The sequence below is a fragment of the Streptomyces sp. P6-2-1 genome (genome assembly GCF_050613165.1).
Lineage (GTDB): Bacteria > Actinomycetota > Actinomycetes > Streptomycetales > Streptomycetaceae > Streptomyces.
The window spans coordinates 737,184-759,795 of sequence record NZ_CP192513.1 but is presented as its reverse complement, the minus strand read 5'-3'; the positions used below and the strand labels follow the sequence as shown (position 1 = coordinate 759,795).

The 22,612-nt window shown below is 73.7% G+C and carries 18 protein-coding genes; 17 read left to right on the top strand and 1 reads right to left on the bottom strand.

What is annotated here, in order from left to right:
- Positions 1 to 4 precede the first annotated feature (4 nt).
- The 12 genes from ACQYWQ_RS03365 to ACQYWQ_RS03310 all read left to right on the top strand — a co-directional run bounded on the left by ACQYWQ_RS03365 (position 5) and on the right by ACQYWQ_RS03310 (position 15,259).
- Positions 5 to 1,291, top strand: a complete 1,287-nt coding sequence (locus ACQYWQ_RS03365; RefSeq protein ID WP_431039049.1) for a dihydroorotase — start codon at positions 5 to 7, stop codon at positions 1,289 to 1,291.
- The gene (locus ACQYWQ_RS03360; protein WP_431032372.1) at positions 1,288 to 1,893 is read left to right on the top strand and encodes a hypothetical protein; all 606 of its coding nucleotides are present in this window, start codon (positions 1,288 to 1,290) and stop codon (positions 1,891 to 1,893) included. Before ACQYWQ_RS03365 ends, ACQYWQ_RS03360 begins: the two co-directional genes overlap by 4 nt.
- Positions 1,890 to 3,035 (top strand): glutamine-hydrolyzing carbamoyl-phosphate synthase small subunit, encoded by a 1,146-nt coding sequence (carA, locus tag ACQYWQ_RS03355; protein ID WP_431032371.1) that lies wholly within the window; start codon positions 1,890 to 1,892, stop codon positions 3,033 to 3,035. Before ACQYWQ_RS03360 ends, carA begins: the two co-directional genes overlap by 4 nt.
- The gene (carB, locus tag ACQYWQ_RS03350) at positions 3,028 to 6,342 is read left to right on the top strand and encodes a carbamoyl-phosphate synthase large subunit (protein ID WP_431032370.1); all 3,315 of its coding nucleotides are present in this window, start codon (positions 3,028 to 3,030) and stop codon (positions 6,340 to 6,342) included. Before carA ends, carB begins: the two co-directional genes overlap by 8 nt.
- 125 nt (positions 6,343 to 6,467) lie before the next feature.
- Positions 6,468 to 7,577: a quinone-dependent dihydroorotate dehydrogenase gene (locus ACQYWQ_RS03345; RefSeq protein ID WP_431032369.1), complete on the top strand. Its 1,110-nt coding sequence runs from the start codon at positions 6,468 to 6,470 to the stop codon at positions 7,575 to 7,577.
- Complete coding sequence (gene pyrF, locus ACQYWQ_RS03340; protein WP_431032368.1) at positions 7,574 to 8,413, top strand: orotidine-5'-phosphate decarboxylase; 840 nt, start codon at positions 7,574 to 7,576, stop codon at positions 8,411 to 8,413. Before ACQYWQ_RS03345 ends, pyrF begins: the two co-directional genes overlap by 4 nt.
- 408 nt (positions 8,414 to 8,821) lie before the next feature.
- On the top strand, positions 8,822 to 9,145 hold the full coding sequence (locus ACQYWQ_RS03335; RefSeq protein WP_007829338.1) for an integration host factor: 324 nt from the start codon (positions 8,822 to 8,824) through the stop codon (positions 9,143 to 9,145).
- An 86-nt stretch (positions 9,146 to 9,231) separates the two neighbouring features.
- Positions 9,232 to 9,828 carry a guanylate kinase gene (gene gmk, locus ACQYWQ_RS03330; protein ID WP_431032367.1) on the top strand — a complete coding sequence of 199 codons (597 nt, stop codon included), beginning with the start codon at positions 9,232 to 9,234 and terminating at the stop codon, positions 9,826 to 9,828.
- 29 nt (positions 9,829 to 9,857) lie between these two features.
- The gene (rpoZ, locus tag ACQYWQ_RS03325) at positions 9,858 to 10,130 is read left to right on the top strand and encodes a DNA-directed RNA polymerase subunit omega (protein ID WP_008748975.1); all 273 of its coding nucleotides are present in this window, start codon (positions 9,858 to 9,860) and stop codon (positions 10,128 to 10,130) included.
- Positions 10,131 to 10,297: 167 nt separating this feature from the next.
- Positions 10,298 to 11,500 (top strand): bifunctional phosphopantothenoylcysteine decarboxylase/phosphopantothenate--cysteine ligase CoaBC, encoded by a 1,203-nt coding sequence (gene coaBC / locus ACQYWQ_RS03320; RefSeq protein WP_431032366.1) that lies wholly within the window; start codon positions 10,298 to 10,300, stop codon positions 11,498 to 11,500.
- A gap of 261 nt (positions 11,501 to 11,761) precedes the next feature.
- The gene (metK, locus tag ACQYWQ_RS03315; protein WP_431032365.1) at positions 11,762 to 12,970 is read left to right on the top strand and encodes a methionine adenosyltransferase; all 1,209 of its coding nucleotides are present in this window, start codon (positions 11,762 to 11,764) and stop codon (positions 12,968 to 12,970) included.
- 135 nt (positions 12,971 to 13,105) lie between these two features.
- A complete protein-coding gene (locus tag ACQYWQ_RS03310) occupies positions 13,106 to 15,259 on the top strand; it encodes a primosomal protein N' (RefSeq protein WP_431032364.1) in 2,154 nt (717 codons plus the stop codon).
- Between the two features lie 56 nt (positions 15,260 to 15,315).
- Here ACQYWQ_RS03310 and ACQYWQ_RS03305 read toward each other — a convergent pair whose 3' ends face one another.
- Positions 15,316 to 15,843, bottom strand: coding sequence for a hypothetical protein (locus tag ACQYWQ_RS03305; RefSeq protein WP_431032363.1), 528 nt, complete (start codon positions 15,841 to 15,843; stop codon positions 15,316 to 15,318).
- A 356-nt stretch (positions 15,844 to 16,199) separates the two neighbouring features.
- Here ACQYWQ_RS03305 and fmt point away from each other — a divergent pair, with 356 nt between their 5' ends.
- The 5 genes from fmt to ACQYWQ_RS03280 all read left to right on the top strand — a co-directional run bounded on the left by fmt (position 16,200) and on the right by ACQYWQ_RS03280 (position 22,584).
- The gene (gene fmt / locus ACQYWQ_RS03300) at positions 16,200 to 17,132 is read left to right on the top strand and encodes a methionyl-tRNA formyltransferase (RefSeq protein ID WP_431032362.1); all 933 of its coding nucleotides are present in this window, start codon (positions 16,200 to 16,202) and stop codon (positions 17,130 to 17,132) included.
- A gap of 136 nt (positions 17,133 to 17,268) precedes the next feature.
- Positions 17,269 to 18,714: an RsmB/NOP family class I SAM-dependent RNA methyltransferase gene (locus ACQYWQ_RS03295; RefSeq protein WP_431032361.1), complete on the top strand. Its 1,446-nt coding sequence runs from the start codon at positions 17,269 to 17,271 to the stop codon at positions 18,712 to 18,714.
- Positions 18,715 to 18,821: 107 nt separating this feature from the next.
- The gene (gene rpe, locus ACQYWQ_RS03290; RefSeq protein WP_431032360.1) at positions 18,822 to 19,508 is read left to right on the top strand and encodes a ribulose-phosphate 3-epimerase; all 687 of its coding nucleotides are present in this window, start codon (positions 18,822 to 18,824) and stop codon (positions 19,506 to 19,508) included.
- A 265-nt stretch (positions 19,509 to 19,773) separates the two neighbouring features.
- Positions 19,774 to 20,814 (top strand): sugar-binding transcriptional regulator, encoded by a 1,041-nt coding sequence (locus ACQYWQ_RS03285; RefSeq protein ID WP_009063378.1) that lies wholly within the window; start codon positions 19,774 to 19,776, stop codon positions 20,812 to 20,814.
- A 327-nt stretch (positions 20,815 to 21,141) separates the two neighbouring features.
- Positions 21,142 to 22,584, top strand: a complete 1,443-nt coding sequence (locus ACQYWQ_RS03280; protein ID WP_431032359.1) for a GuaB1 family IMP dehydrogenase-related protein — start codon at positions 21,142 to 21,144, stop codon at positions 22,582 to 22,584.
- Positions 22,585 to 22,612 lie beyond the last annotated feature (28 nt).

The window sequence follows — 22,612 nt, the reverse complement described above, 5'->3', positions numbered from 1 at the left end:
CTCCGTGAACAAGACCCTGATCCGCGGTGCCCGCGTCCTCGGCGGCGAGCCCACCGACGTCCTCGTCGAGGGCGAGACCATCGCCCAGGTCGGCCCCGGCATCGAGGCCGGCGACGCGACCGTGATCGAGGCGGTGGGGCGCGTCCTGCTGCCGGGGCTCGTCGACCTCCACACGCACCTGCGCGAGCCCGGCCGCGAGGACTCCGAGACCGTCCTCACCGGCACCCGCGCCGCCGCCAAGGGCGGCTACACCGCGGTGCACGCGATGGCGAACACCTTCCCCGTCGCCGACACCGCGGGCGTCGTCGAGCAGGTGTGGCGCCTGGGCCGTGAGTCCGGCTACTGCGACGTGCAGCCCGTCGGGGCCGTCACCGTGGGCCTGGAGGGCAAGCAGCTCGCCGAACTCGGCGCGATGCACGACTCGGCGGCCGCCGTGAAGGTCTTCTCCGACGACGGCAAGTGCGTCGACGACGCCGTGATCATGCGGCGCGCCCTGGAGTACGTGAAGGCCTTCGGCGGCGTCGTCGCGCAGCACGCCCAGGAGCCCCGCCTCACCGAGGGCGCCCAGATGAACGAGGGCACCGTCTCCGCCGAACTGGGCCTCGGCGGCTGGCCCGCCGTCGCCGAGGAGTCGGTCATCGCCCGCGACGTCCTCCTCGCCGCCCACGTCGGCTCCCGCCTCCACGTGTGCCACGTCTCCACCGCCGGGTCCGTCGAGATCGTCCGCTGGGCCAAGTCCAAGGGCTGGGACGTCACCGCCGAGGTCACCCCGCACCACCTCCTCCTCACCGACGAGCTGGTACGCGGCTACGACCCCGTCTACAAGGTCAACCCGCCGCTGCGCACCGAGGCCGACGTCCAGGCCCTGCGCGCCGGGCTCGCCGACGGCACCATCGACTGCGTCGCCACCGACCACGCCCCGCACCCGCAGGAGGACAAGGACTGCGAGTGGGCCGCGGCGGCGATGGGCATGGTCGGCCTGGAGACCGCGCTCTCCGTCGTCCAGCACGCGATGGTCGACACCGGGCTCCTCGACTGGGCGGGTGTCGCCGCGCGCATGTCCTTCCGCCCGGCCCGCATCGGCCGCCTCGAAGGACACGGCCGGCCGATCGCCGCCGGTGAGCCCGCGAACCTGACCCTGCTCGACCCCGGCTACCGTGGAACGGTGGACCCCGCCGGGTTCGCCTCCCGCAGCAGGAACACCCCCTACCGGGGCCTGGACCTGCCGGGACGCGTCACCCACACCTTCCTGCGGGGCCGCGCGACCCTCGTCGACGGGACCCTCGCGTGACCTACCTCACCGCCACGGCGGACACCCTGCTCGCCGACGGACAGAAGTCCGCCGACGTGACCGACTGGGCCGGCCGCGTCGGCTGGATCGTCGGGCTGTTGCTCTTCGTCACCCTCGTGTACTGGCTCATGCGCGAGGGCTGGAAGTGGCGCGGCACCCTCCAGTCCGGGCTGCCCGCGCTCCCCGAGGTCCCCGACGACCCCGCCGAGCCGAGCCTCACGCTCAGCGGCCGCTACCACGGCTCCACGACCGCCGGGCAGTGGCTCGACCGGATCGTCGCGCACGGCCTCGGCACCCGCAGCCGCGCCGAACTGAGCCTGCGCCCCGCCGGGCTCACCGTCGAGCGCCCCGGCGCCCCCGACTTCTTCGTCCCCACCGCGGCCCTGCGCGGTGCCCGCCTCGACAAGGGCATCGCGGGGAAGGTCCTCACCGAGAACGGCCTCCTCGTCGTGACCTGGGCCCACGGGGACACCCTCATCGACTCCGGCTTCCGCTCCGAGCGGGCCGCCGAGCACCCCGCGTGGGTCGCCGCGCTCAACGCCGCGAGCGGCACCCCCGCACAGAACCACCCGACCACCACGACGGAAGGCGCCGCACGATGACGACCTCCACCCAGGGGCGCCACCAGACGCCCGCTGCCGTACTCGTCCTGGAGGACGGCCGCGTCTTTCGCGGCCGCGCCTACGGGGCCGTGGGGGAGACCTTCGGCGAAGCCGTCTTCTCCACCGGCATGACCGGCTACCAGGAGACCCTGACCGACCCCTCGTACCACCGCCAGGTCGTCGTCATGACGGCCCCGCACATCGGCAACACCGGCGTCAACGACGAGGACCCCGAGTCCCGCCGCGTCTGGGTCGCCGGCTACGTCGTCCGCGACCCCGCACGCCGCCCCTCCAACTGGCGCTCCCGGCGCACCCTGGACGCGGAGCTGGAGCAGCAGGGCGTCGTCGGGATCTCCGGCGTCGACACCCGCGCCCTCACCCGCCACCTGCGCGAGCGCGGCGCGATGCGCGTCGGCATCTTCAGCGGCGCGACGCTCCCGAGCGACGCCGAGGCCCTGGAACGGGTCAGGCAGGCCCCCGAGATGAAGGGCGCCGACCTCTCCGCCGAGGTCGCCACCGAGCAGGCGTACGTCGTCCCCGCGGTCGGCACCAAGAAGTTCACCGTGGCCGCGATCGACCTCGGCATCAAGGGCATGACCCCGCACCGCATGGCCGAGCGCGGCATCGAGGTGCACGTCCTGCCCGCGACGGCGACCGCCGAGGACGTCTACGCGGTCGCGCCCGACGGCGTCTTCTTCTCCAACGGCCCCGGCGACCCCGGGACCGCCGAGCACCCCGTCGCCCTCATGCGCGAGGTCCTGGAGCGCGGCACGCCGCTCTTCGGGATCTGCTTCGGCAACCAGATCCTGGGCCGCGCGCTCGGCTTCGGCACGTACAAGCTCAAGTACGGCCACCGGGGCATCAACCAGCCCGTCCAGGACCGTGCCACCGGCAAGGTCGAGGTCACCGCGCACAACCACGGCTTCGCCGTCGACGCGCCGCTCGACAAGGTCTCCGAGACCCCCTACGGACGCGTCGAGGTCTCCCACGTGTGCCTCAACGACAACGTCGTCGAAGGGCTCCAGCTCCTCGACCGCCCCGCTTTCAGCGTCCAGTACCACCCCGAAGCCGCCGCGGGCCCGCACGACGCCGCGTACCTCTTCGACCGCTTCACGTCTCTGATGGAGGGCCAGCGTGCCTAAGCGCACCGATATCCAGTCCGTCCTGGTCATCGGCTCCGGCCCGATCGTCATCGGCCAGGCCGCCGAGTTCGACTACTCCGGGACCCAGGCCTGCCGCGTCCTGCGCGCCGAGGGCCTGCGCGTGATCCTCGTCAACTCCAACCCGGCGACGATCATGACCGACCCGGAGATCGCCGACGCCACGTACGTCGAGCCGATCACGCCCGAGTACGTCGAGAAGATCATCGCCAAGGAGCGCCCCGACGTCCTCCTGCCGACCCTCGGCGGGCAGACCGCGCTCAACACGGCGATCTCCCTGCACGACGCGGGGACGCTGGAGAAGTACGGCGTCGAGCTGATCGGCGCGAACGTCGAGGCCATCAACAAGGGCGAGGACCGCGACCTCTTCAAGGGAGTCGTCGAGGAGGTCCGCAAGAAGATCGGCCACGGCGAGTCCGCGCGCTCGGTCATCTGCCACTCCATGAACGACGTCCTCGCCGGCGTCGAGACCCTCGGCGGCTACCCCGTCGTCGTCCGCCCCTCCTTCACGATGGGCGGCGCGGGCTCGGGCTTCGCGCACGACGAGGAGGAACTGCGCCGCATCGCCGGGCAGGGCCTCACCCTCTCGCCGACCACCGAGGTCCTCCTGGAGGAGTCCATCCTCGGCTGGAAGGAGTACGAGCTGGAGCTGATGCGCGACCGCAACGACAACGTCGTGGTCGTCTGCTCCATCGAGAACTTCGACCCGATGGGCGTGCACACGGGCGACTCGATCACCGTCGCGCCCGCCATGACCCTCACCGACCGCGAGTACCAGCGCCTGCGCGACATCGGTATCGCGATCATCCGCGAGGTCGGCGTCGACACCGGCGGCTGCAACATCCAGTTCGCGGTGAACCCCGAGGACGGCCGGATCATCGTCATCGAGATGAACCCGCGCGTCTCGCGCTCCTCGGCGCTCGCCTCGAAGGCGACCGGTTTCCCGATCGCCAAGATCGCCGCGAAGCTCGCCGTCGGCTACACGCTCGACGAGATCCCCAACGACATCACCGAGCAGACCCCGGCCTCCTTCGAGCCGACCCTCGACTACGTCGTCGTCAAGGCCCCCCGCTTCGCCTTCGAGAAGTTCCCCTCCGCCGACTCCACGCTCACCACGACGATGAAGTCGGTCGGCGAGGCGATGGCGATCGGCCGCAACTTCACCGAGGCGTTCCAGAAGGCCCTGCGCTCCCTGGAGAAGAAGGGCAGCCAGTTCGACTTCGCCGGGCCCACCGGGGACAAGGACGAACTGCTCCGCATCGCCGAGCGCCCCACCGACGGCCGCGTCAACACCGTCATGGCCGCGATCCGCGCCGGGGCGAGCCCCGAGGAGATCTTCGCGCACACCCGTATCGACCCCTGGTTCGTCGACCAGCTCTTCCTCCTCAAGGAGGTCGCCGACGAACTCGCCGACGCGCCCGAGCTGACCCGCGAACTCCTCGCCGAGGCCAAGCGGCACGGCTTCTCGGACCAGCAGATCGCCGCCGTGCGCGGACTGCGCGAGGACGTCGTACGCGAGGTGCGCCACGCCCTCGGCCTGCGCCCCGTCTACAAGACCGTCGACACCTGCGCCGCCGAGTTCGCCGCGAGGACCCCGTACTTCTACTCCTCCTACGACGAGGAGACCGAGGTCGCGGCGCGCGAGAAGCCCGCCGTGATCATCCTCGGTTCGGGCCCCAACCGCATCGGCCAGGGCATCGAGTTCGACTACTCCTGCGTCCACGCCTCCTTCGCGCTCAGCGAAGCGGGCTACGAGACCGTCATGGTCAACTGCAACCCCGAGACCGTCTCCACCGACTACGACACCTCCGACCGGCTCTACTTCGAGCCGCTCACGCTGGAGGACGTCCTGGAGATCGTCCACGCCGAGCAGCAGGCCGGGCCCGTCGCCGGGGTCCTCGTCCAGCTCGGCGGACAGACCCCGCTCGGCCTGGCACAGGCGCTCAAGGACAACGGCGTGCCCATCGTCGGCACCCCGCCCGAGGCGATCGACGCCGCCGAGGACCGCGGCGCCTTCGGCCGTGTCCTCGCCGAGGCGGGACTGCCCGCGCCCAAGCACGGCACGGCCACGACCTTCGCCGGGGCCAAGGCCATCGCCGACGAGATCGGCTACCCGGTCCTGGTCCGCCCCTCGTACGTGCTCGGCGGGCGCGGCATGGAGATCGTCTACGACGAGACCCGCCTCGCCGCGTACATCGAGGAGTCCACCGAGATCAGCCCCTCGCGCCCCGTCCTCGTCGACCGCTTCCTCGACGACACGATCGAGATCGACGTCGACGCCCTCTACGACGGCGAGGAGCTGTACCTCGGCGGCGTCATGGAGCACATCGAGGAGGCCGGTATCCACTCCGGCGACTCGGCGTGCGCCCTGCCGCCCATCACCCTCGGCGGTTACGACATCAAGCGGCTGCGCACCTCGACCGAGGCGATCGCCAAGGGCGTCGGCGTGCGCGGGCTCATCAACATCCAGTTCGCGCTCTCCGGCGACATCCTCTACGTCCTGGAGGCCAACCCGCGCGCCTCGCGCACCGTGCCCTTCACGTCCAAGGCCACCGCCGTACCGCTCGCGAAGGCCGCCGCGCGCATCTCGCTCGGCGCGACCGTCGCCGAACTGCGCGCCGAGGGGCTCCTCCCCGCCACCGGGGACGGCGGCACGCTCCCGCTCGACGCGCCGATCTCCGTCAAGGAGGCCGTCATGCCCTGGTCGCGCTTCCGCGACACCTCGGGGCGCGGCGTCGACACCGTCCTCGGCCCGGAGATGCGCTCCACCGGCGAGGTCATGGGCATCGACGCGGTCTTCGGCACCGCCTACGCGAAGTCGCAGGCAGGCGCGTACGGGCCGCTGCCCACCAAGGGCCGCGCCTTCATCTCGGTCGCCAACCGCGACAAGCGCGCGATGATCTTCCCCGCCCGCGCACTCGCCCAGCACGGCTTCGAACTGCTCGCGACCTCCGGCACCGCCGAGGTGCTCCAGCGCCACGGCATCCCCGCGACCGTCGTGCGCAAGCAGTACGAGGGCGAGGGCCCCGCCGGAGAGAAGACGATCGTCCAGCTCATCCACGAGGGCGGCGTCGACCTCATCGTCAACACGCCCTACGGCACGAGCGGGCGCCTCGACGGCTACGAGATCCGCACCGCCGCCGTCGCCCGCGCGGTGCCCTGCCTCACCACGGTCCAGGCGCTCGCCGCCGCCGTGCAGGGCATCGAGGCGCTCGGCAGGGGCGCGACGGGCGTCGCCTCGCTCCAGGAGCACGCGGAGCGCCTGACGGCGGCCCGCAAGGAGTCGTAGGTCCCTGAAGCGGTACGAGGGGGACATCGTTTTCCAGGCGGTGTCCCCCTCTCCATGCCCGCCGCCCCCATCCACCACCCGGCCCCCGCCGCCCCGCTGCCCCGCCGACCCGGACGGACCCTCCCGTGTACGCACTCTTCTTCCGCCTCCTCTTCCGGCGCATGGACCCCGAACGCGCCCACCACCTCGCCTTCCGCTGGATTCGCCTCGCCGCCCGCGTCCCTGTCCTGCGCACTTTCGCCGCGGCGGTGCTCGACCCGCACCCGGAGAACCTCCGCACCGAGGCACTCGGCCTGCGCCTGCACAGCCCCTTCGGCCTCGCCGCGGGCTTCGACAAGAACGCCGTCGGCATCGACGGCATGGCGATGCTCGGCTTCGACCACGTCGAGATCGGCACCGTCACCGCCGAGCCCCAGCCGGGCAACCCGAAGAAGCGCCTCTTCCGCCTCGTCGCCGACCGCGCGGTCATCAACCGCATGGGCTTCAACAACGAGGGCTCGGCCGCCGTCGCCGCGCGCCTGGCCGCGCGCCGCCCGGTGCTGCGTACGACGGTCGGTGTGAACATCGGCAAGACGAAGGTCGTCCCCGAGGCGGAGGCCGTCGCCGACTACGTCGCGTCGACGCGCCGCCTCGCGGTCCACGCCGACTACCTCGTCGTCAACGTCTCCTCGCCCAACACCCCCGGCCTGCGCGACCTCCAGGCCACCGAGGCGCTGCGCCCGCTGCTCGCCGCCGTGCGCGCCGAGGCCGACCGCGCGGTCCCGCACCGCCACGTACCGCTCCTCGTCAAGATCGCCCCCGACCTCGCCGACGAGGACGTCGACGCCGTCGCCGACCTCGCCGTCGCGCTGGGCCTGGACGGCATCATCGCGACCAACACCACGATCGCCCGCGAGGGTCTCGGCCTGCGCTCGGCGCCCGTCCTCGTCCAGGAGACGGGCGGCCTGTCGGGCGCGCCGGTCAAGGCCCGCTCGCTGGAGGTACTGCGGCGCCTGTACGCACGCGTCGGCGACCGCCTCGTCCTCATCGGCGTGGGCGGCGTCGACACGGCCGACGACGCCTGGGAACGCGTCCTCGCGGGGGCGACCCTCGTCCAGGGCTACACCGCGTTCCTCTACCGGGGTCCCTTCTGGGCCCGGGGCATCAAGAAGGGCCTCGCCGCGCGTCTCGCGGCGAGCCCGTACGCCACGCTCGCCGAAGCGGTGGGCGCCGACTCCAGGAAGGCCCGCGCATGACGACCACGCCCGAACCCTTCGGCGCGCGCCTGCGCCACGCGATGGACACCCGCGGCGCGCTGTGCGCGGGCATCGACCCGCACGCGGCGCTGTTGCGCGACTGGGGCCTGAACGACGACATCGCGGGCCTCGAACGCTTCACGCACACCGTCGTCGACGCCCTCGCGGACCGCGTCGCCGTCCTCAAGCCGCAGTCCGCCTTCTTCGAGCGCTTCGGCTCGCGCGGCCTCGCCGTCCTCGAACGCGCCGTCGCCGACGCGCGGGCCGCCGGGGCCCTCGTCCTGCTCGATGCCAAGCGCGGCGACATCGGCTCCACGATGGCCGCCTACGCGGCGACCTACCTGGACCCGGCGTCGCCGCTCTTCTCCGACGCCGTCACCGTCTCGCCCTACCTCGGCTTCGGCTCGCTGCGCCCCGCGCTCGACGCGGCCGCCGCCTCGGGCACCGGCGTCTTCGTCCTCGCGCTCACCTCCAATCCCGAGGGTGCCGAGGTGCAGGGCGCGCGCGCCGCCGACGGGCGCAGCCTCGCGCAGCTCGTACTCGACCACCTCGCCGCCGAGAACGCGGGGGCGAGCCCGCTCGGCTCCTACGGCGCGGTCGTCGGCGCGACCCTCGGCCGTACGGAGGCGGACCTCGCCGTCAACGGACCGCTCCTCGCCCCCGGCATCGGCGCCCAGGGCGCCACACCCGCCGACCTCCCCGCGCTCTTCGGCGACGAGGCGCGCAACGTCCTGCCGAGCGTCAGCCGCGGCATCCTGCGCGCGGGCCCCTCGGTGGCGGGTCTGCGCGAGGTGGCGGAGCGACTGACCGACGAGATCCGGACAGCTCTCGGCTGAGAACGGGGCGGGTGCGGGGGAGGGGCGTACGAGCCCGCGCGCGGGGACGGGCACGGAGGGCGGGCGCGCTCCGTACCCCGCGCGAGCCCGCCGAGGCGGCTCCCGCACCCCCGCGTCCGGTGCCCGAGTCCCCGAAGTCCCCTGTTCGCGCCGCGAACTTCGGTGCGCGCGCCAGGAAATCTCGGCGCCACACCCCGAAAACTGACATGTTTTGCCCCAAATATCCCCGCCAACCTCAGCTGACCTGGACTTTTCCGCTGTTCTCGCTGACTCGGGCCCTCTGTGCCGCTAGTCTCCGTCGAGAGCGGACGAGCGCCGATTCCGGTTCGCCTGCTCACCCGGTGGTGAGACCGCCCGCGGTCGCACCGGTCCGTATCCGACAAGTTCGACATCCGAGGTGACGTAGGCGTGGCTCTTCCGCCCCTTACCCCTGAACAGCGCGCAGCCGCGCTCGAAAAGGCCGCCGCGGCTCGCCGGGAGCGGGCCGAGGTCAAGAACCGGCTCAAGCACTCCGGTGCCTCCCTCCACGAGGTCATCAAGCAGGGCCAGGAGAACGACGTCATCGGCAAGATGAAGGTCTCCGCCCTCCTTGAGTCGCTTCCCGGCGTCGGCAAGGTCCGCGCCAACCAGATCATGGAGCGTCTCGGCATCTCCAAGAGCCGTCGCGTGCGGGGTCTCGGCTCCAACCAGATCGCTTCCCTGGAGCGCGAGTTCGGCAGCACCGCGGCCTGAGCGCGGCAGGGTGCCGGGGGCCCTGGGCCCCCGGCACCCGGCCACCTTCGTTCCCGGCACCCGGCCGGGACTGGAATAATCGCTTCATGGCTGCTTCAACCCCGGGGACGTCCCCCGCAGTACCCCCGGACGCTCGTCCACGGCTGACCGTGCTCTCAGGACCCTCCGGGGTCGGCAAGAGCACGGTCGTCGCGCACCTGCGCAAGGAACACCCCGAGATCTGGCTCTCCGTCTCGGCCACGACCCGCAAGCCCCGCCCCGGGGAGCAGCACGGGGTGCAGTACTTCTTCGTCTCCGACGACGAGTTCGACAAGCTCGTCGCCAATGGTGAGCTGCTCGAATGGGCCGAGTTCGCGGGCAACCGCTACGGCACCCCGCGCGCCGCCGTCACCGAGCGCCTGGAGCGCGGTGAGCCGGTCCTCCTGGAGATCGACCTCCAGGGCGCCCGCCTCGTGCGCGCCTCCATGCCCGAGGCCAGGCTCGTCTTCCTCGCCCCGCCGAGCTGGGAGGAGCTGGTCCGCCGCCTCACCGGGCGCGGTACCGAGGAGCCCGAGGTCATCGAACGCAGGCTCGCGGCGGCCCGGGTCGAACTCGCGGCGGAGTCCGAGTTCGACGTGACCCTCGTCAACACGGCGGTCGAGGACGTCTCCCGCGAGCTGCTAGCCTTGACATCCGTCTCATGATTTCTTTTTCCCCCGTCGGAAGGCAGAGCGTGTCCTCTTCCATCACCACGCCCGAGGGCATCATCAACCCGCCGATCGACGAGCTGCTCGAAGCCACGGACTCGAAGTACAGCCTCGTGATCTACGCGGCCAAGCGTGCTCGCCAGATCAACGCGTACTACTCCCAGCTCGGCGAGGGCCTGCTGGAGTACGTCGGCCCGCTCGTGGACACCCACGTCCATGAGAAGCCGCTCTCGATCGCTCTCCGCGAGATCAACGCGGGCCTGCTCACCTCCGAGGCCACGGAGAACCCGGTTCAGTGAGCCCAGGGCGTCCGGCCCGACCGGACGGCCTCCAGCACGGGCCCGGCAGCACCGCTGCCGGGCCCGTGGTGTGTGATGGGTCAGAGCGATCACGCGGTGCGCGCACCGGGCGCGCCGCGACCAGGCGGTACGTCGCCCGGCGTACCCGACCGAGCCGGGAGTGAGCGGTGACGAAGCCGAAGGTAGTGCTGGGCGTGAGCGGCGGGATCGCCGCGTACAAGGCCTGTGAGCTGCTGCGGCGGCTCACCGAGACCGGCCACGAGGTACGGGTCGTGCCGACCGCTGCGGCCCTCCACTTCGTCGGCGCCGCCACCTGGGCGGCCCTGTCCGGGCAGCCGGTGAGCACCGAGGTGTGGGAGGACGTCCACGAGGTCCCGCACGTGCGGCTCGGCCAGGAGGCCGACCTGGTGATCGTCGCGCCCGCCACGACCGACCTGCTCGCCAAGGCCGCGCACGGCCTCGCCGACGACCTCCTCACCAACACGCTCCTCACGGCCCGCTGCCCCGTCGTCCTCGCCCCCGCGATGCACACCGAGATGTGGGAGCACCCGGCGACCCAGGAGAACGTCGCGACCCTGCGCCGCCGCGGCGTCCACGTCATCGAGCCCGCCTCGGGGCGCCTCACCGGGGCCGACACGGGCAAGGGCCGCTTCCCCGACCCGGCCGAGATCTTCGCGTACTGCCGCCAGGTCCTCGCCCGCCCCGACGCGCCCCAGGACCTCGTGGGACGCCACGTCCTCATCAGCGCGGGCGGCACCCGCGAAGCACTCGACCCGGTCCGCTTCCTCGGCAACCGCTCCTCGGGCAAGCAGGGCTACGCGCTCGCCCGCACCGCCGCCGCGCGCGGCGCCCGCGTCACGCTCGTCGCCGCCAACACCGCGCTCGCCGCCCCCGCGGGCGTCGAGGTCGTGCCCGTGTCGAGCACCGCCGAACTGCGCGAGGCGCTGCGCGCGGCCGCGCCGGATGCGGACGCCGTCGTGATGGCCGCCGCCGTCGCCGACTTCCGCCCCGCCACGTACGCCCCGGGCAAGATCAAGAAGAAGGACGACGCCGAGCCCGAGCCGCTCGCCCTCGTCCGCAACCCCGACATCCTCGCCGAGCTGTCCGCGCACCGCGCCCGCGCGGGGCAGCTCGTGGTCGGCTTCGCCGCCGAGACCGACGACGTCCTCGCGCACGGACGCGCCAAGCTCGCCCGCAAGGGCTGCGACCTCCTCGTCGTCAACGAGGTCGGCGAGACGAAGACCTTCGGCGCCGAGTCCAGCGAGGCCGTCGTCCTCGGCGCGGACGGCAGCGAGACCCCCGTGCCGTACGGGCCGAAGGAGGGCCTCGCCCACACGGTGTGGGACCTCGTCGCCGCGCGACTGGGGTAGCCCCGCACCCGGGCGGCCGTTGTATTGCGGTCGTGCGACAGGCGGCCGCCGAATGCGGCGCGGCCCCTGGCGCCCCACACGGCCCGCACCCGACAATGCCCCGACAGACGCGGTGCCGCAGATCACAGCGCTCCCGAAAGGCGAGACACCCCGACCGGCGGCACAGCGTGACCGATAAACTGGCGGGGAACCGTCCCGGGTGCAGCTCCCGGACGGTTCACCCATGATCAGCCAGCAGCCGCTGCAACCCCAGGGAGCGTTGTGTCCCGTCGCCTGTTCACCTCGGAGTCCGTCACCGAGGGGCACCCCGACAAGATCGCTGACCAGATCAGCGACACCATTCTGGACGCCTTGCTGCGCGAGGACCCCACCTCGCGCGTCGCCGTCGAGACCCTCATCACCACCGGTCTCGTCCACGTGGCCGGGGAGGTGACCACCAAGGCGTACGCCCCGATCGCCCAGCTCGTGCGCGAGAAGATCCTCGAAATCGGCTACGACTCCTCGAAGAAGGGCTTCGACGGCGCCTCCTGCGGCGTCTCGGTCTCCATCGGCTCGCAGTCGCCCGACATCGCGCAGGGCGTCGACTCCGCCTACGAGAACCGGGTCGAGGGCGACGACGACGAGCTGGACCGGCAGGGCGCCGGGGACCAGGGCCTCATGTTCGGCTACGCCTGCGACGAGACCCCCGACCTCATGCCGCTCCCGATCCACCTCGCCCACCGCCTCTCGCGGCGGCTCTCCGAGGCGCGCAAGAACGGGACCATCCCCTACCTGCGCCCCGACGGGAAGACCCAGGTCACCATCGAGTACGACGGCGACAAGGCCGTCCGCCTCGACACCGTGGTCGTCTCCTCGCAGCACGCCTCGGACATCGACCTCGACCAGCTCCTCACCCCGGACATCCGCGAGTTCGTCGTGGAGCCCGAGCTGAAGGCGCTCCTCGACGACGGCATCAAGCTGGAGACCGAGGGCTACCGCCTCCTCGTCAACCCGACGGGGCGTTTCGAGATCGGCGGCCCGATGGGCGACGCGGGGCTCACCGGGCGCAAGATCATCATCGACACGTACGGCGGCATGGCCCGCCACGGTGGCGGCGCCTTCTCCGGCAAGGACCCGTCCAAGGTCGACCGCTCGGCCGCCTACGCGATGCGCTGGGTCGCCAAGAACGTCGTCGCCGCCGGGCTCGCCGCGCGCTGCGAGGTCCAGGTCGCGTACGCGATCGGCAAGGCCGAGCCGGTCGGTCTCTTCGTCGAGACCTTCGGCACCGCCAAGACCGAGGTCGACAAGATCGAGCAGGCCATCGCCCAGGTCTTCGACCTGCGCCCGGCCGCGATCATCCGCGACCTCGACCTGCTCCGCCCCATCTACTCCAAGACCGCCGCCTACGGCCACTTCGGCCGTCCGGAGCCGGAGTTCACCTGGGAGAAGACGGACCGCGTCGACGCGCTGCGCAAGGCCGCGGGGCTGTAGGCGCCCGTCCGGCAGGCGTACGCGGCCCGGGTCCCACGCTGCGGCGTGCGGCCCGGGCCGTCCGCCTTCGCGGGGGCGGTCCGCGGTCCCCGGCGTGGCGCTCGCCTGTCCGAGGCGTCTGGTACATCTGAAGGCGTGAGCAGTGACGATCAGGCGAACGGGGCCGAGCAGCTGGCCCTGATCAGGGAGAGCGTGCGCAAGGCGCGGCCGCCGAGGGCCAAGCCGCGTACGTGGCGGGGGGCCGCGACGGCGGAGCACCTCCCGGTCGCCCGCGTGCTCGTGAACAAGGGCGTCGTCCACCTCGACCGCACCTGGGACTACGCCGTGCCCGCCGAGCTGGACGAGCAGGCACAGCCCGGCGTGCGGGTGCGCGTGCGCTTCGGGGCCGGCGCGGGGCAGGTGCGGGGCGGGCGCAGGGAGGGCGGGGGGCTCATCGACGGCTACCTCATCGAGCGCGTCGCCGCCTCCGACTACCAGGGCCCGCTCGCCGCGCTCGCCCAGGTCGTCTCGCCCGAGCCCGTCCTGTCACCCGCGCTCCTCTCCCTCGCCCGCCAGGTCGCCGAGCGGTACGCGGGCAGCCTCGCCGACGTGCTCCAGCTCGCCGTCCCGCCGCGTCTCGCCAAGGCCGAGAAGCCCGCCTTCCCCGAGCCGCCGCCCCCGCCGTCCGCCCCGGCCTCCGACAGCTGGGAGCGCTACCCGCAGGGGCCGGGTTTCCTCACCGCGCTCGCGCACGGCGAGTCCCCGCGCGCCGTGTGGACCGCCCTGCCGGGGCCCCAGTGGGCCGGTGAGCTGGCCCGCGCCGTCGCCGCGACCCTCGCGTCGGGGCGCGGCGCCCTCGTCGTCCTCCCCGACGGCCGCGCCACCGCGCGCCTCGACACCGCCCTCACCGCGCTCGTCGGTCCGGGGCAGCACGCCGTGCTCACCGCCGACGCCGGGCCCGAACAGCGCTACCGCTCCTGGCTCGCCGTCCACCGCGGCGCCGTGCGCGCCGCGATCGGCACCCGCGCGGCGATGTTCGCCCCCGTCCGCGACCTCGGCCTCGTCGCCCTGTGGGAGGACGGCGACAGCAGCCACAGCGAGGACCACGCCCCGCAGCCGCACGCCCGTGAAGTCCTCGTGCTCAGGGCGACCCGCGAGGCCGGAGCCGAAGGACCGCGCGCGCCCGCCTTCCTGCTCGGCTCCGTCGGCTGCACCGTCGAGGCGGCGCAGCTCGTCCGCAGCGGCTGGGCGCACCCGCTCGCCGCGCCCCGCGAGACCACCCGCGCCCTCGCCCCGCGCGTACGCACCATCGGGGACACCGAGGTCGCCCGCGACCCCGCGGCGCGCGCCGCGCGGCTGCCCTCGCTCGCCTGGGAGACCGCGCGCGAGGGACTGCGGCACGGCCCCGTGCTCGTCCAGGTGCCCCGGCGCGGGTACGCGCCCCGCCTCGCCTGCGACCGCTGCCGCGAGCCCGCCCGTTGCCGGAACTGCTCAGGCCCTCTGGAAGCGCCCGACGCCGAGCGGCTCACGTGCGGCTGGTGCGGCCGTACGGAGACCGGCTGGCGCTGCGAGGCGTGCGGCGGGAACAGGCTGCGCGCACAGGTCGTCGGCGCGCGCCGCACCGCCGAGGAGCTGGGGCGCGCCTTTCCCGCCGTCCCCGTGCGCACCTCGGGCCGCGAGCAGGTGCTCGACACCGTCCCCGCCAGTCCCGCGCTCGTCGTCTCGACGCCGGGGGCCGAGCCCGTCGCCGACGGCGGGTACACGGCCGCGCTGCTCCTCGACGGCTGGGCCCAGCTCGCGCGGCCCGATCTGCGCGCCGAGGAGGAGGCGCTGCGCCGCTGGCTGGACGCGGCCGCGCTGGTACGGGGACAGGGCGCGGGCGGCACCGTCGTGATCGTCGCCGAGCCGACCCTGCGGCCGGTACAGGCCCTCGTGCGCTGGGACCCGGTCGGGCACGCGCTGCGCGAACTGGAGGAGCGGGCCGAGCGGCGCTTCCCGCCCGTCTCGCGCATGGCAGCGGTCTCCGGGCCCCCCGCCGTCGTCTCCGCCTACCTCGCCGAGGCCGAACTGCCTCCCGAGGCCGAGATCCTGGGCCCCGTACCGCTCCCCGTCACGCCGCAGGGCCGGCCGCGGCGCCCGGGCGGGCCGCCCCCGGGGGAGCAGTGGAACCGCGCGCTCGTCCGGGTCCCGCTCGGGGGCGGCACCCGGCTCGCGCAGGCGCTCAAGGCGGCGCGCGCGGCCCGCTCGGCGCGGCGTGACGCGGGGGCCGACCAGTTGTTCGTCCGGGTCGACCCGCCCGACATCGGCTGAGCCCCTTCCCCCGGGTCCGTGGGAGGAAGAGGCTCAGCGTGCGCGGCGGGGGAGGGCTATGCCTGGCGCGGTCCCGGCAGCGCCTTCTGGCGCGGCTCCTCGCGCACGTCCTGGCGCGACGCGGTCGGCTGCGTCGGCATGGCACGGGCGGCGGGAACGGTCGGCGTCGCGCCGCGCTCAGGTACGGCGGCGGGAGCGCGCTCGGGCCGCTCCTCGGCCGCGGCCTGCGCCGGGGTGGCCCGGCGCGTCCCGTACCTGCGGTGCACGGCCTGCTTCGTCACCCCGAGCGCCGAGCCCACGGCGTCCCAGGAGAAGCCGAGCGAGCGGTCGAAGTCGACGGCGGCGGTCACGAGGCTCTCGACGCTGTCCCGCAGCTCCTGCGCGAGGCGCACGGTCGGGGCGGGAGCGCGCCCGTAGACCACGAAACCGGTGGAGGGTCCCGTGCGGCGCGGACGGTAGACGTTGCCGAGCTGGGCGGTGAGCGTGCGGAGCGCGTCCACCTGCCTGCGGACCCGCTCGATGTCCCGTACCAACAAGTGCAGGCTGGCCCGTGCCTGGGCGTCGTGGGTGGCGTGGTCGGCCATGTGCAAGCCTCTCGAACCGGCGTTGACGGGCCCGCGGGCCCGCATCGGACTGTGAGGGAAGGACTGCTGAGACTGAGCTGAGACTGAGGGGACGCCGTCCTGGGCGGGTCGTCGCGTCCGCCCACGGTCAACGCTGCTTTGACAACGCGCCGCGCCGGAAGGGGTCACGGGGGAGGGCGTGGGACATCGCGGCGCGCGCTCCCCGGTAACCACGAGTGCGCGGGGCATTGGGGGTGTTTCGTCAGGATGTGCGGTGTTCGCGACGTGTGCGGAGCGAGCGGCCGCGGCCATCGCGCGCACCGGTGCCTAGGATGGGGGCTCTTGTCGGGCCGGGGTACGAGGGAAGTTCAGGATTCATGAGGCTTGTGTTCGCAGGGACCCCTGAGGTCGCCGTACCCGCGCTCGACGCGTTGATCGCCTCGGAGCGGCACGAGGTCGTGGCCGTCGTGACCCGGCCCGACGCACCCGCCGGGCGCGGGCGGCGGCTCGTGGCGAGCCCCGTCGCGCAGCGCGCCGAGGAGGCGGGGATCGAGATCCTGCGGCCCGCCAGGCCGCGCGAGGAGTCCTTCCTCGACCGGCTCAGGGAGATCGCCCCCGACTGCTGCCCTGTCGTCGCCTACGGGGCGCTCCTGCCCCGCGTCGCGCTCGACGTGCCCGCGCACGGCTGGGTCAATCTCCACTTCTCGCTCCTGCCCGCCTGGCGGGGCGCGGCGCCCGTGCAGCACGCCGTGCTCGCCGGTGACGAGATCACCGGGGCCTCCACCTTCCTCATCGAGGAGGGCCTCGACTCCGGGCCCGTCTACGGCACCGTGACCGAGACCGTGCGCCCCACCGACACGAGCGGTGACCTCCTCACGCGCCTCGCCTTCGCGGGCTCCGGGCTCCTCGCCGCCACGATGGACGGCATCGAGGACGGCACTCTCAAGCCGGTGCCGCAGCCCGCCGAGGGCGTCTCGCTCGCCCCCAAGCTCACCGTCGATGACGCCCGCGTCGACTGGACGGCTCCCGCGCTGCGCGTCGACCGCGTCGTGCGCGGCTGCACCCCGGCGCCCGGCCCCTGGACCCTCTTCCGCGGCGAACGCCTCAAGCTCGTCTCGCTCACGCTCGCACCCGAGGCCCCGCACCTCGCGCCCGGCGAGATCCGCGCGGGCAAGAACAGCGTCCACGTCGGCACCGGCTCGCACCCCGTGGAACTCGGCTGGGTCCAGCCGCAGGGCAAGAAGCCGATGCGGGCGGCGGACTGGGCCCGCGGGGTCCGGCTGACCCCGGGCGAGACGCTGGGAAGCTGAGCCGGGCCGGGGAGCGCGGACCGGAGCCGGGGAGCGCGGACCGGCGCCGAGGCCGCCCCGTACCCTGGAAGGCAGTCTCTCTTCCCGGGTGGGCCCCTCGTGGTCCGTACCGCAGCACGCAGTGGAGCACGCACCTTTGAACGACCAGCCTGTGGCACCCACGGACAGCCGCCCGCGCCGGGGCAAGGGGCGCCCGCACCGGGCGCCCCGCAAGGACCCCGTACGCGTCCTCGCCTTCGACGCCCTGCGCGCCGTCGACGAGCGCGACGCCTACGCCAACCTCGTCCTGCCCGCGCTCCTGCGCGAGGCCCGCGAGAAGGGTGACTTTGACACGCGCGACGCCGCGCTCGCCACCGAACTCGTCTACGGGACCCTGCGCGGGCGCGGCACGTACGACGCGATCATCGCCGCGTGCGTGGACCGCCCCCTGCGCGAGGTCGACCCGCCCGTGCTCGACGTGCTCAGCCTCGGCGCGCACCAGCTCCTCGGCACCCGCATCCCGACCCACGCCGCCGTATCGGCGACCGTCGAACTCGCCCGCGTCGTCCTCGGCGACGGCCGCTCGCGCTTCGTCAACGCCGTCCTGCGCCGTATCGCGCGCAACGATCTCGACGCCTGGCTCGCCGAGGTCGCCCCGCCCTTCGACGACGACCCCGAGGAACACCTCTCCGTCGTCCACTCGCACCCCCGCTGGGTCGTCTCCGCGCTGTGGGACTCGCTCGGCGGTCCGCGCGGCGGTATCGAGGACCTCCTCATCGCCGACAACGAGCGCCCCGAGGTCACCCTCGTCGCCCGTCCCGGGCGCACCGACGCCGAGGCGCTGCTCGACGCGCTCGGCGAGGAGCGCGCGCTGCCCGGCCGCTGGTCCCCGTACGCCGTGCGGCTCACCGAGGGAGGCGAGCCGGGCGCCGTGCCCGCCGTGCGCGACGGCGACGCCGGGGTCCAGGACGAGGGCAGTCAGCTCGTCGCCCTCGCCCTCGCCAAGGCCCCCGTCGAAGGCCGGGACGCAGTGTGGCTCGACGCCTGCGCGGGCCCCGGCGGCAAGGCCGCGCTCCTCGCCGGGCTCGCCGCCCAGCGCGGCGCGCGCCTCGTCGCGGCGGAGAAGCAGCCGCACCGCGCCGGGCTCGTCGCCCGCGCCCTCGCGGGGACCCCCGGCCCGTACCAGGTCGTCACCGCGGACGGCACCCGCCCGCCGTGGCGTCCCGGGACCTTCGACCGCGTCCTCGTCGACGTGCCCTGCACCGGGCTCGGCGCCCTGCGCCGCCGCCCCGAGGCACGCTGGCGCCGCCGCCCCGAGGACCTCGACAGCTTCGCGCCGCTCCAGCGCGCCCTGCTCCACGAGGCGCTGCGCTCCGTGCGCGTCGGCGGTGTCGTCGGCTACGCGACGTGCTCGCCGCACCTCGCCGAGACCCGTGCGGTCGTCGCCGACGTCCTCGACGAGTGGGGCGACGCCGAGCTGCTCGACGCCCCCGCGCTGCTGCCCGACGTGCCCCTCACGGGCGAGGGCCCCGACCTCCAGCTCTGGCCCCACGTACACGGCACGGACGCGATGTACCTCGCCCTCCTGCGGCGCACCGCGTGACGGCGCGGGGCGCGCGCACGCGCCGGGTGCGGGCGCAGGGCGGGGCGAAGCGGTGCAAGAGGGGCCCGGGTGTGAGCCAGGGCACGAAACCGTGGCAGGCTTGAGGCATGGCCGTGCAGATCAACCCCAGCATCCTGTCCGCGGACTTCGCGCGCCTCGCCGACGAGGCGAAGGCCGTCGAGGGCGCCGACTGGCTCCACGTGGACGTCATGGACAACCACTTCGTCCCGAACCTGACCCTCGGCGCCCCCATCGTCGAGGCGCTCGCCGGGGCCACGGACACGCCGCTGGACTGCCACCTGATGATCGAGGAGCCCGACCGCTGGGCCCCCGCCTACGTCGAGGCCGGCGCGGGCTCGGTCACCTTCCACGCCGAGGCCGCCGCCGCCCCGGTCCGCCTCGCGCGTGAGATCCGTGCCAAGGGCGCCCGCGCCTCGATGGCGCTCAAGCCCGCGACGCCCGTCGAGCAGTACGAGGACCTGCTCCCCGAGCTGGACATGCTGCTGATCATGACGGTCGAGCCCGGCTTCGGCGGGCAGGCCTTCCTCGACATCATGCTGCCCAAGATCCGCCGCACCCGTCAGCTCGTCGCCAAGCACGGCCTCGACCTGTGGGTGCAGGTCGACGGCGGCGTCTCGGCCGAGACCGTCGAGCGCTGCGCCGAGGCGGGCGCCGACGTCTTCGTCGCCGGTTCCGCCGTCTACGGGGCGAAGGAACCCGCCGCCGCCGTACGGGGCCTGCGCGCGCAGGCGGAGGCGGCGCACGCCAAGGCCGGGTGGGCCGCGCGGGCCTGAGCCGCGACAGGCGGCCCCCGCCCACCCGGGGGCCGGCAGCGAGAGGCTCCGGTCGGGGACCGGGCCGCGAGAGGAGAGCCGTCCGGGACCGCACCCCGGACACCGCGTCCGGGACCGCACGCCCGGACACAACAGGAGAAAGGAGCCGCCCGGGACCGATCCGGGCGGACACCGGGATACGACTGGGCATCGGCTCCGTGAACCGGGCGCCGCGGGGCTGAGTAGGCACCGTCGCGTCTGCGAGGATGAACGGCGAGTCCGGAGTATGTACAGCAGTGAGGAGAGCGCCGTGTCCGCGATGTCGGCGGGTCGGGCAGCCATGCGGATGGGACCCGCAGAGCTGGTCCAGGCGGCGGCTATGGCCCGCCGCTTCTACCTGGAGGGCAAGTCCAAGATCCAGATCGCCGAGGAGTTCGGCGTGAGCCGCTTCAAGGTGGCCCGGGTCCTGGAGACCGCCCTCGACCGGGATCTCGTCCGTATCGAGATCCGCGTCCCCGCCGAGCTCGACGCCGAGCGCTCGGACGCGCTGCGGGCCCGCTACGGGCTGCGGCACGCCGTTGTCGTCGAGTCACCGGCCGAGGCCGACGACTCGCCCGACCCGGAGAACCTCGGCGAGGTCGCCGCGGACCTCCTCGGCGAACTCGTCCACGAGGGCGACGTCCTCGGCCTCGCCTGGGGCCGTTCCACCATCCACATGGCGACCGCCCTGCACACGCTGCCCCCGTGCACCGTCGTGCAGCTCACCGGCGTCTACGACGCGGGCACCGCCGAGCGCGGCTCCGTCGAGGCGGTACGGCGCGCCGCGCAGGTCTCCGGCGGCGAGGCGCACCCCATCTACGCGCCCATGCTGCTGCCCGACCCGGCGACCGCGGCCGCGCTGCGCAGCCAGACCGGCATCTCGCGGGCCTTCGACTACTTCGACAAGGTCACCGTCGCCGCTGTCTCGATCGGCTCCTGGGAGCCGGGCGTCTCGACCGTGCACGACATGCTGGGCGAGGAGGAGCGCCGCCACTACGCCTCGCTCGGCGTCGCGGCGGAGATGTCCGCGCATCTCTTCGACGCGCGCGGGCGGCGCGTGGGCCGCGACCTCGGCGAGCGGTGCATCACCGTCGAGTCGGAGCGGCTGCGGCGCATCCCCGAGGTCGTCGCGATCGCGGGCGGGCACCGCAAGGCGGCGGCGATCGACGCCGTCCTGCGCTCGGGGCTCGTCACGAGCCTCGTGACGGACACCGCGGCCGCCGACTACCTCCTCACGGCGGGCGAACCGCCCCGTCCCGCGCTCGACAGGGCCGACCCGGACGACTGAGGGCCCCGGAGGCCAGGAAGCCGGTCACCCCGCGGGGCGGCCGGCTTCCCGCGTACCCGGCCCGCGCACCCCCCGTACGACACCGCGGGACGCTCTCCGTACGACGCCGGACGCCGGGCGCTCTCGTGCGAAGCCACCACACCGCTGCCCGCATACCGCCCCGGCCTTCGGGGAAAGCTCCACATTCGGTGGCCGTTATTGGTCAGTACCCCCTCTGATCAGTGAAGATGGGCAGAGGAGCCACTGCCCGGCTACCACGCACTGCGCATACTCCCCACCCCGCCGACCACTGTCGGCAGCGGACGAACAGCAGGTGAGAGAGCCAGAATGCGATTCCTCAACGACCTCGGGCCGAGCCACGACCTCACGTACGACGACGTCTTCATGGTCCCGCGCCGCTCGGCGGTCGGCTCCCGGATGGCGGTCGACCTCACGGCGCCCGACGGGACCGGCACGACCATTCCTCTCGTCGTCGCGAACATGACCGCGATCGCGGGCCGCCGCATGGCCGAGACCGTCGCCCGGCGCGGCGGCCTCACCGTCATCCCGCAGGACATCCCGATCGAGGTCGTCGCCGACGTCACCTCCTGGGTCAAGCAGCGCCACCTCGTGCTGGATACGCCGATCGTCCTCGAACCCCACCAGACCGTGGGCGAGGCCCTCTCGCTGCTGCCCAAGCGCGCGCACAACGCCGGGGTCGTCGTGGACGCCGAGCGCCGCCCCGTCGGCGTCGTCACCGACCAGGACCTCAGCGGCGTCGACCGCTTCACGCAGCTCTCCGAGGTCATGTCCCGCGACCTCCTCCTGCTCGACGACGCGATCGCCCCGCGCGACGCCTTCCACAAGCTCGACGCCGCCAACCGCAGGTACGCGCCGGCCGTCGACGCCGGGGGCCGCCTCACCGGCATCCTCACCCGCACGGGCGCCCTGCGCGCCACCCTCTACACGCCCAACACCGATGCCTCGGGCCGGTTGCGTGTCGCCGCGGCCGTCGGCATCAACGGCGACGTCGCGGGCAAGGCCAAGCAGCTGCTCGACGCGGGGATCGACACGCTCGTCGTCGACACCGCGCACGGCCACCAGGAGTCGATGCTCGCCGCCTTGCGCGCCGTGCGCGCCCTGGACCCGCAGGTCCCCGTCGTCGCGGGCAACATCGTCGCCGCCGAGGGCGTGCGCGACCTCATCGAGGCCGGCGCCGACATCATCAAGGTCGGCGTGGGCCCCGGCGCCATGTGCACGACCCGGATGGCCACCGGTGTCGGGCGTCCGCAGTTCTCGGCCGTGCTCGAATGCGCGGCCGAGGCCGCCAAGTACGGCCGCCACGTGTGGGCCGACGGCGGCGTCCGCCACCCGCGCGACGTCGCGATGGCCCTCGCGGCCGGTGCCTCGAACGTCATGATCGGCTCCTGGTTCGCGGGTACGTACGAGTCCCCCGGCGACCTCCAGCAGGCCGCCGACGGGCGCCTCTACAAGGAGTCCTTCGGCATGGCGTCGGCCCGCGCCGTGCGCAACCGCACCTCCGAGGAGTCCGCCTACGACCGCGCCCGCAAGGCGCTCTTCGAGGAGGGCATCTCGACCTCGCGGATGTTCCTCGACCCGGCCCGCCCGGGCGTCGAGGACCTCATCGACTCGATCATCGCCGGGGTGCGCTCCGCCTTCACCTACGCGGGCGCGGCCAGCATCGCCGAGTTCGCCGAGCGCGCCGTCGTCGGCATCCAGAGCGCGGCGGGCTACGCGGAGGGCAAGCCGGTCCACTCCAGCTGGAACTGAGGCAGCGGGGGTACGGGGAGGGGCGGCT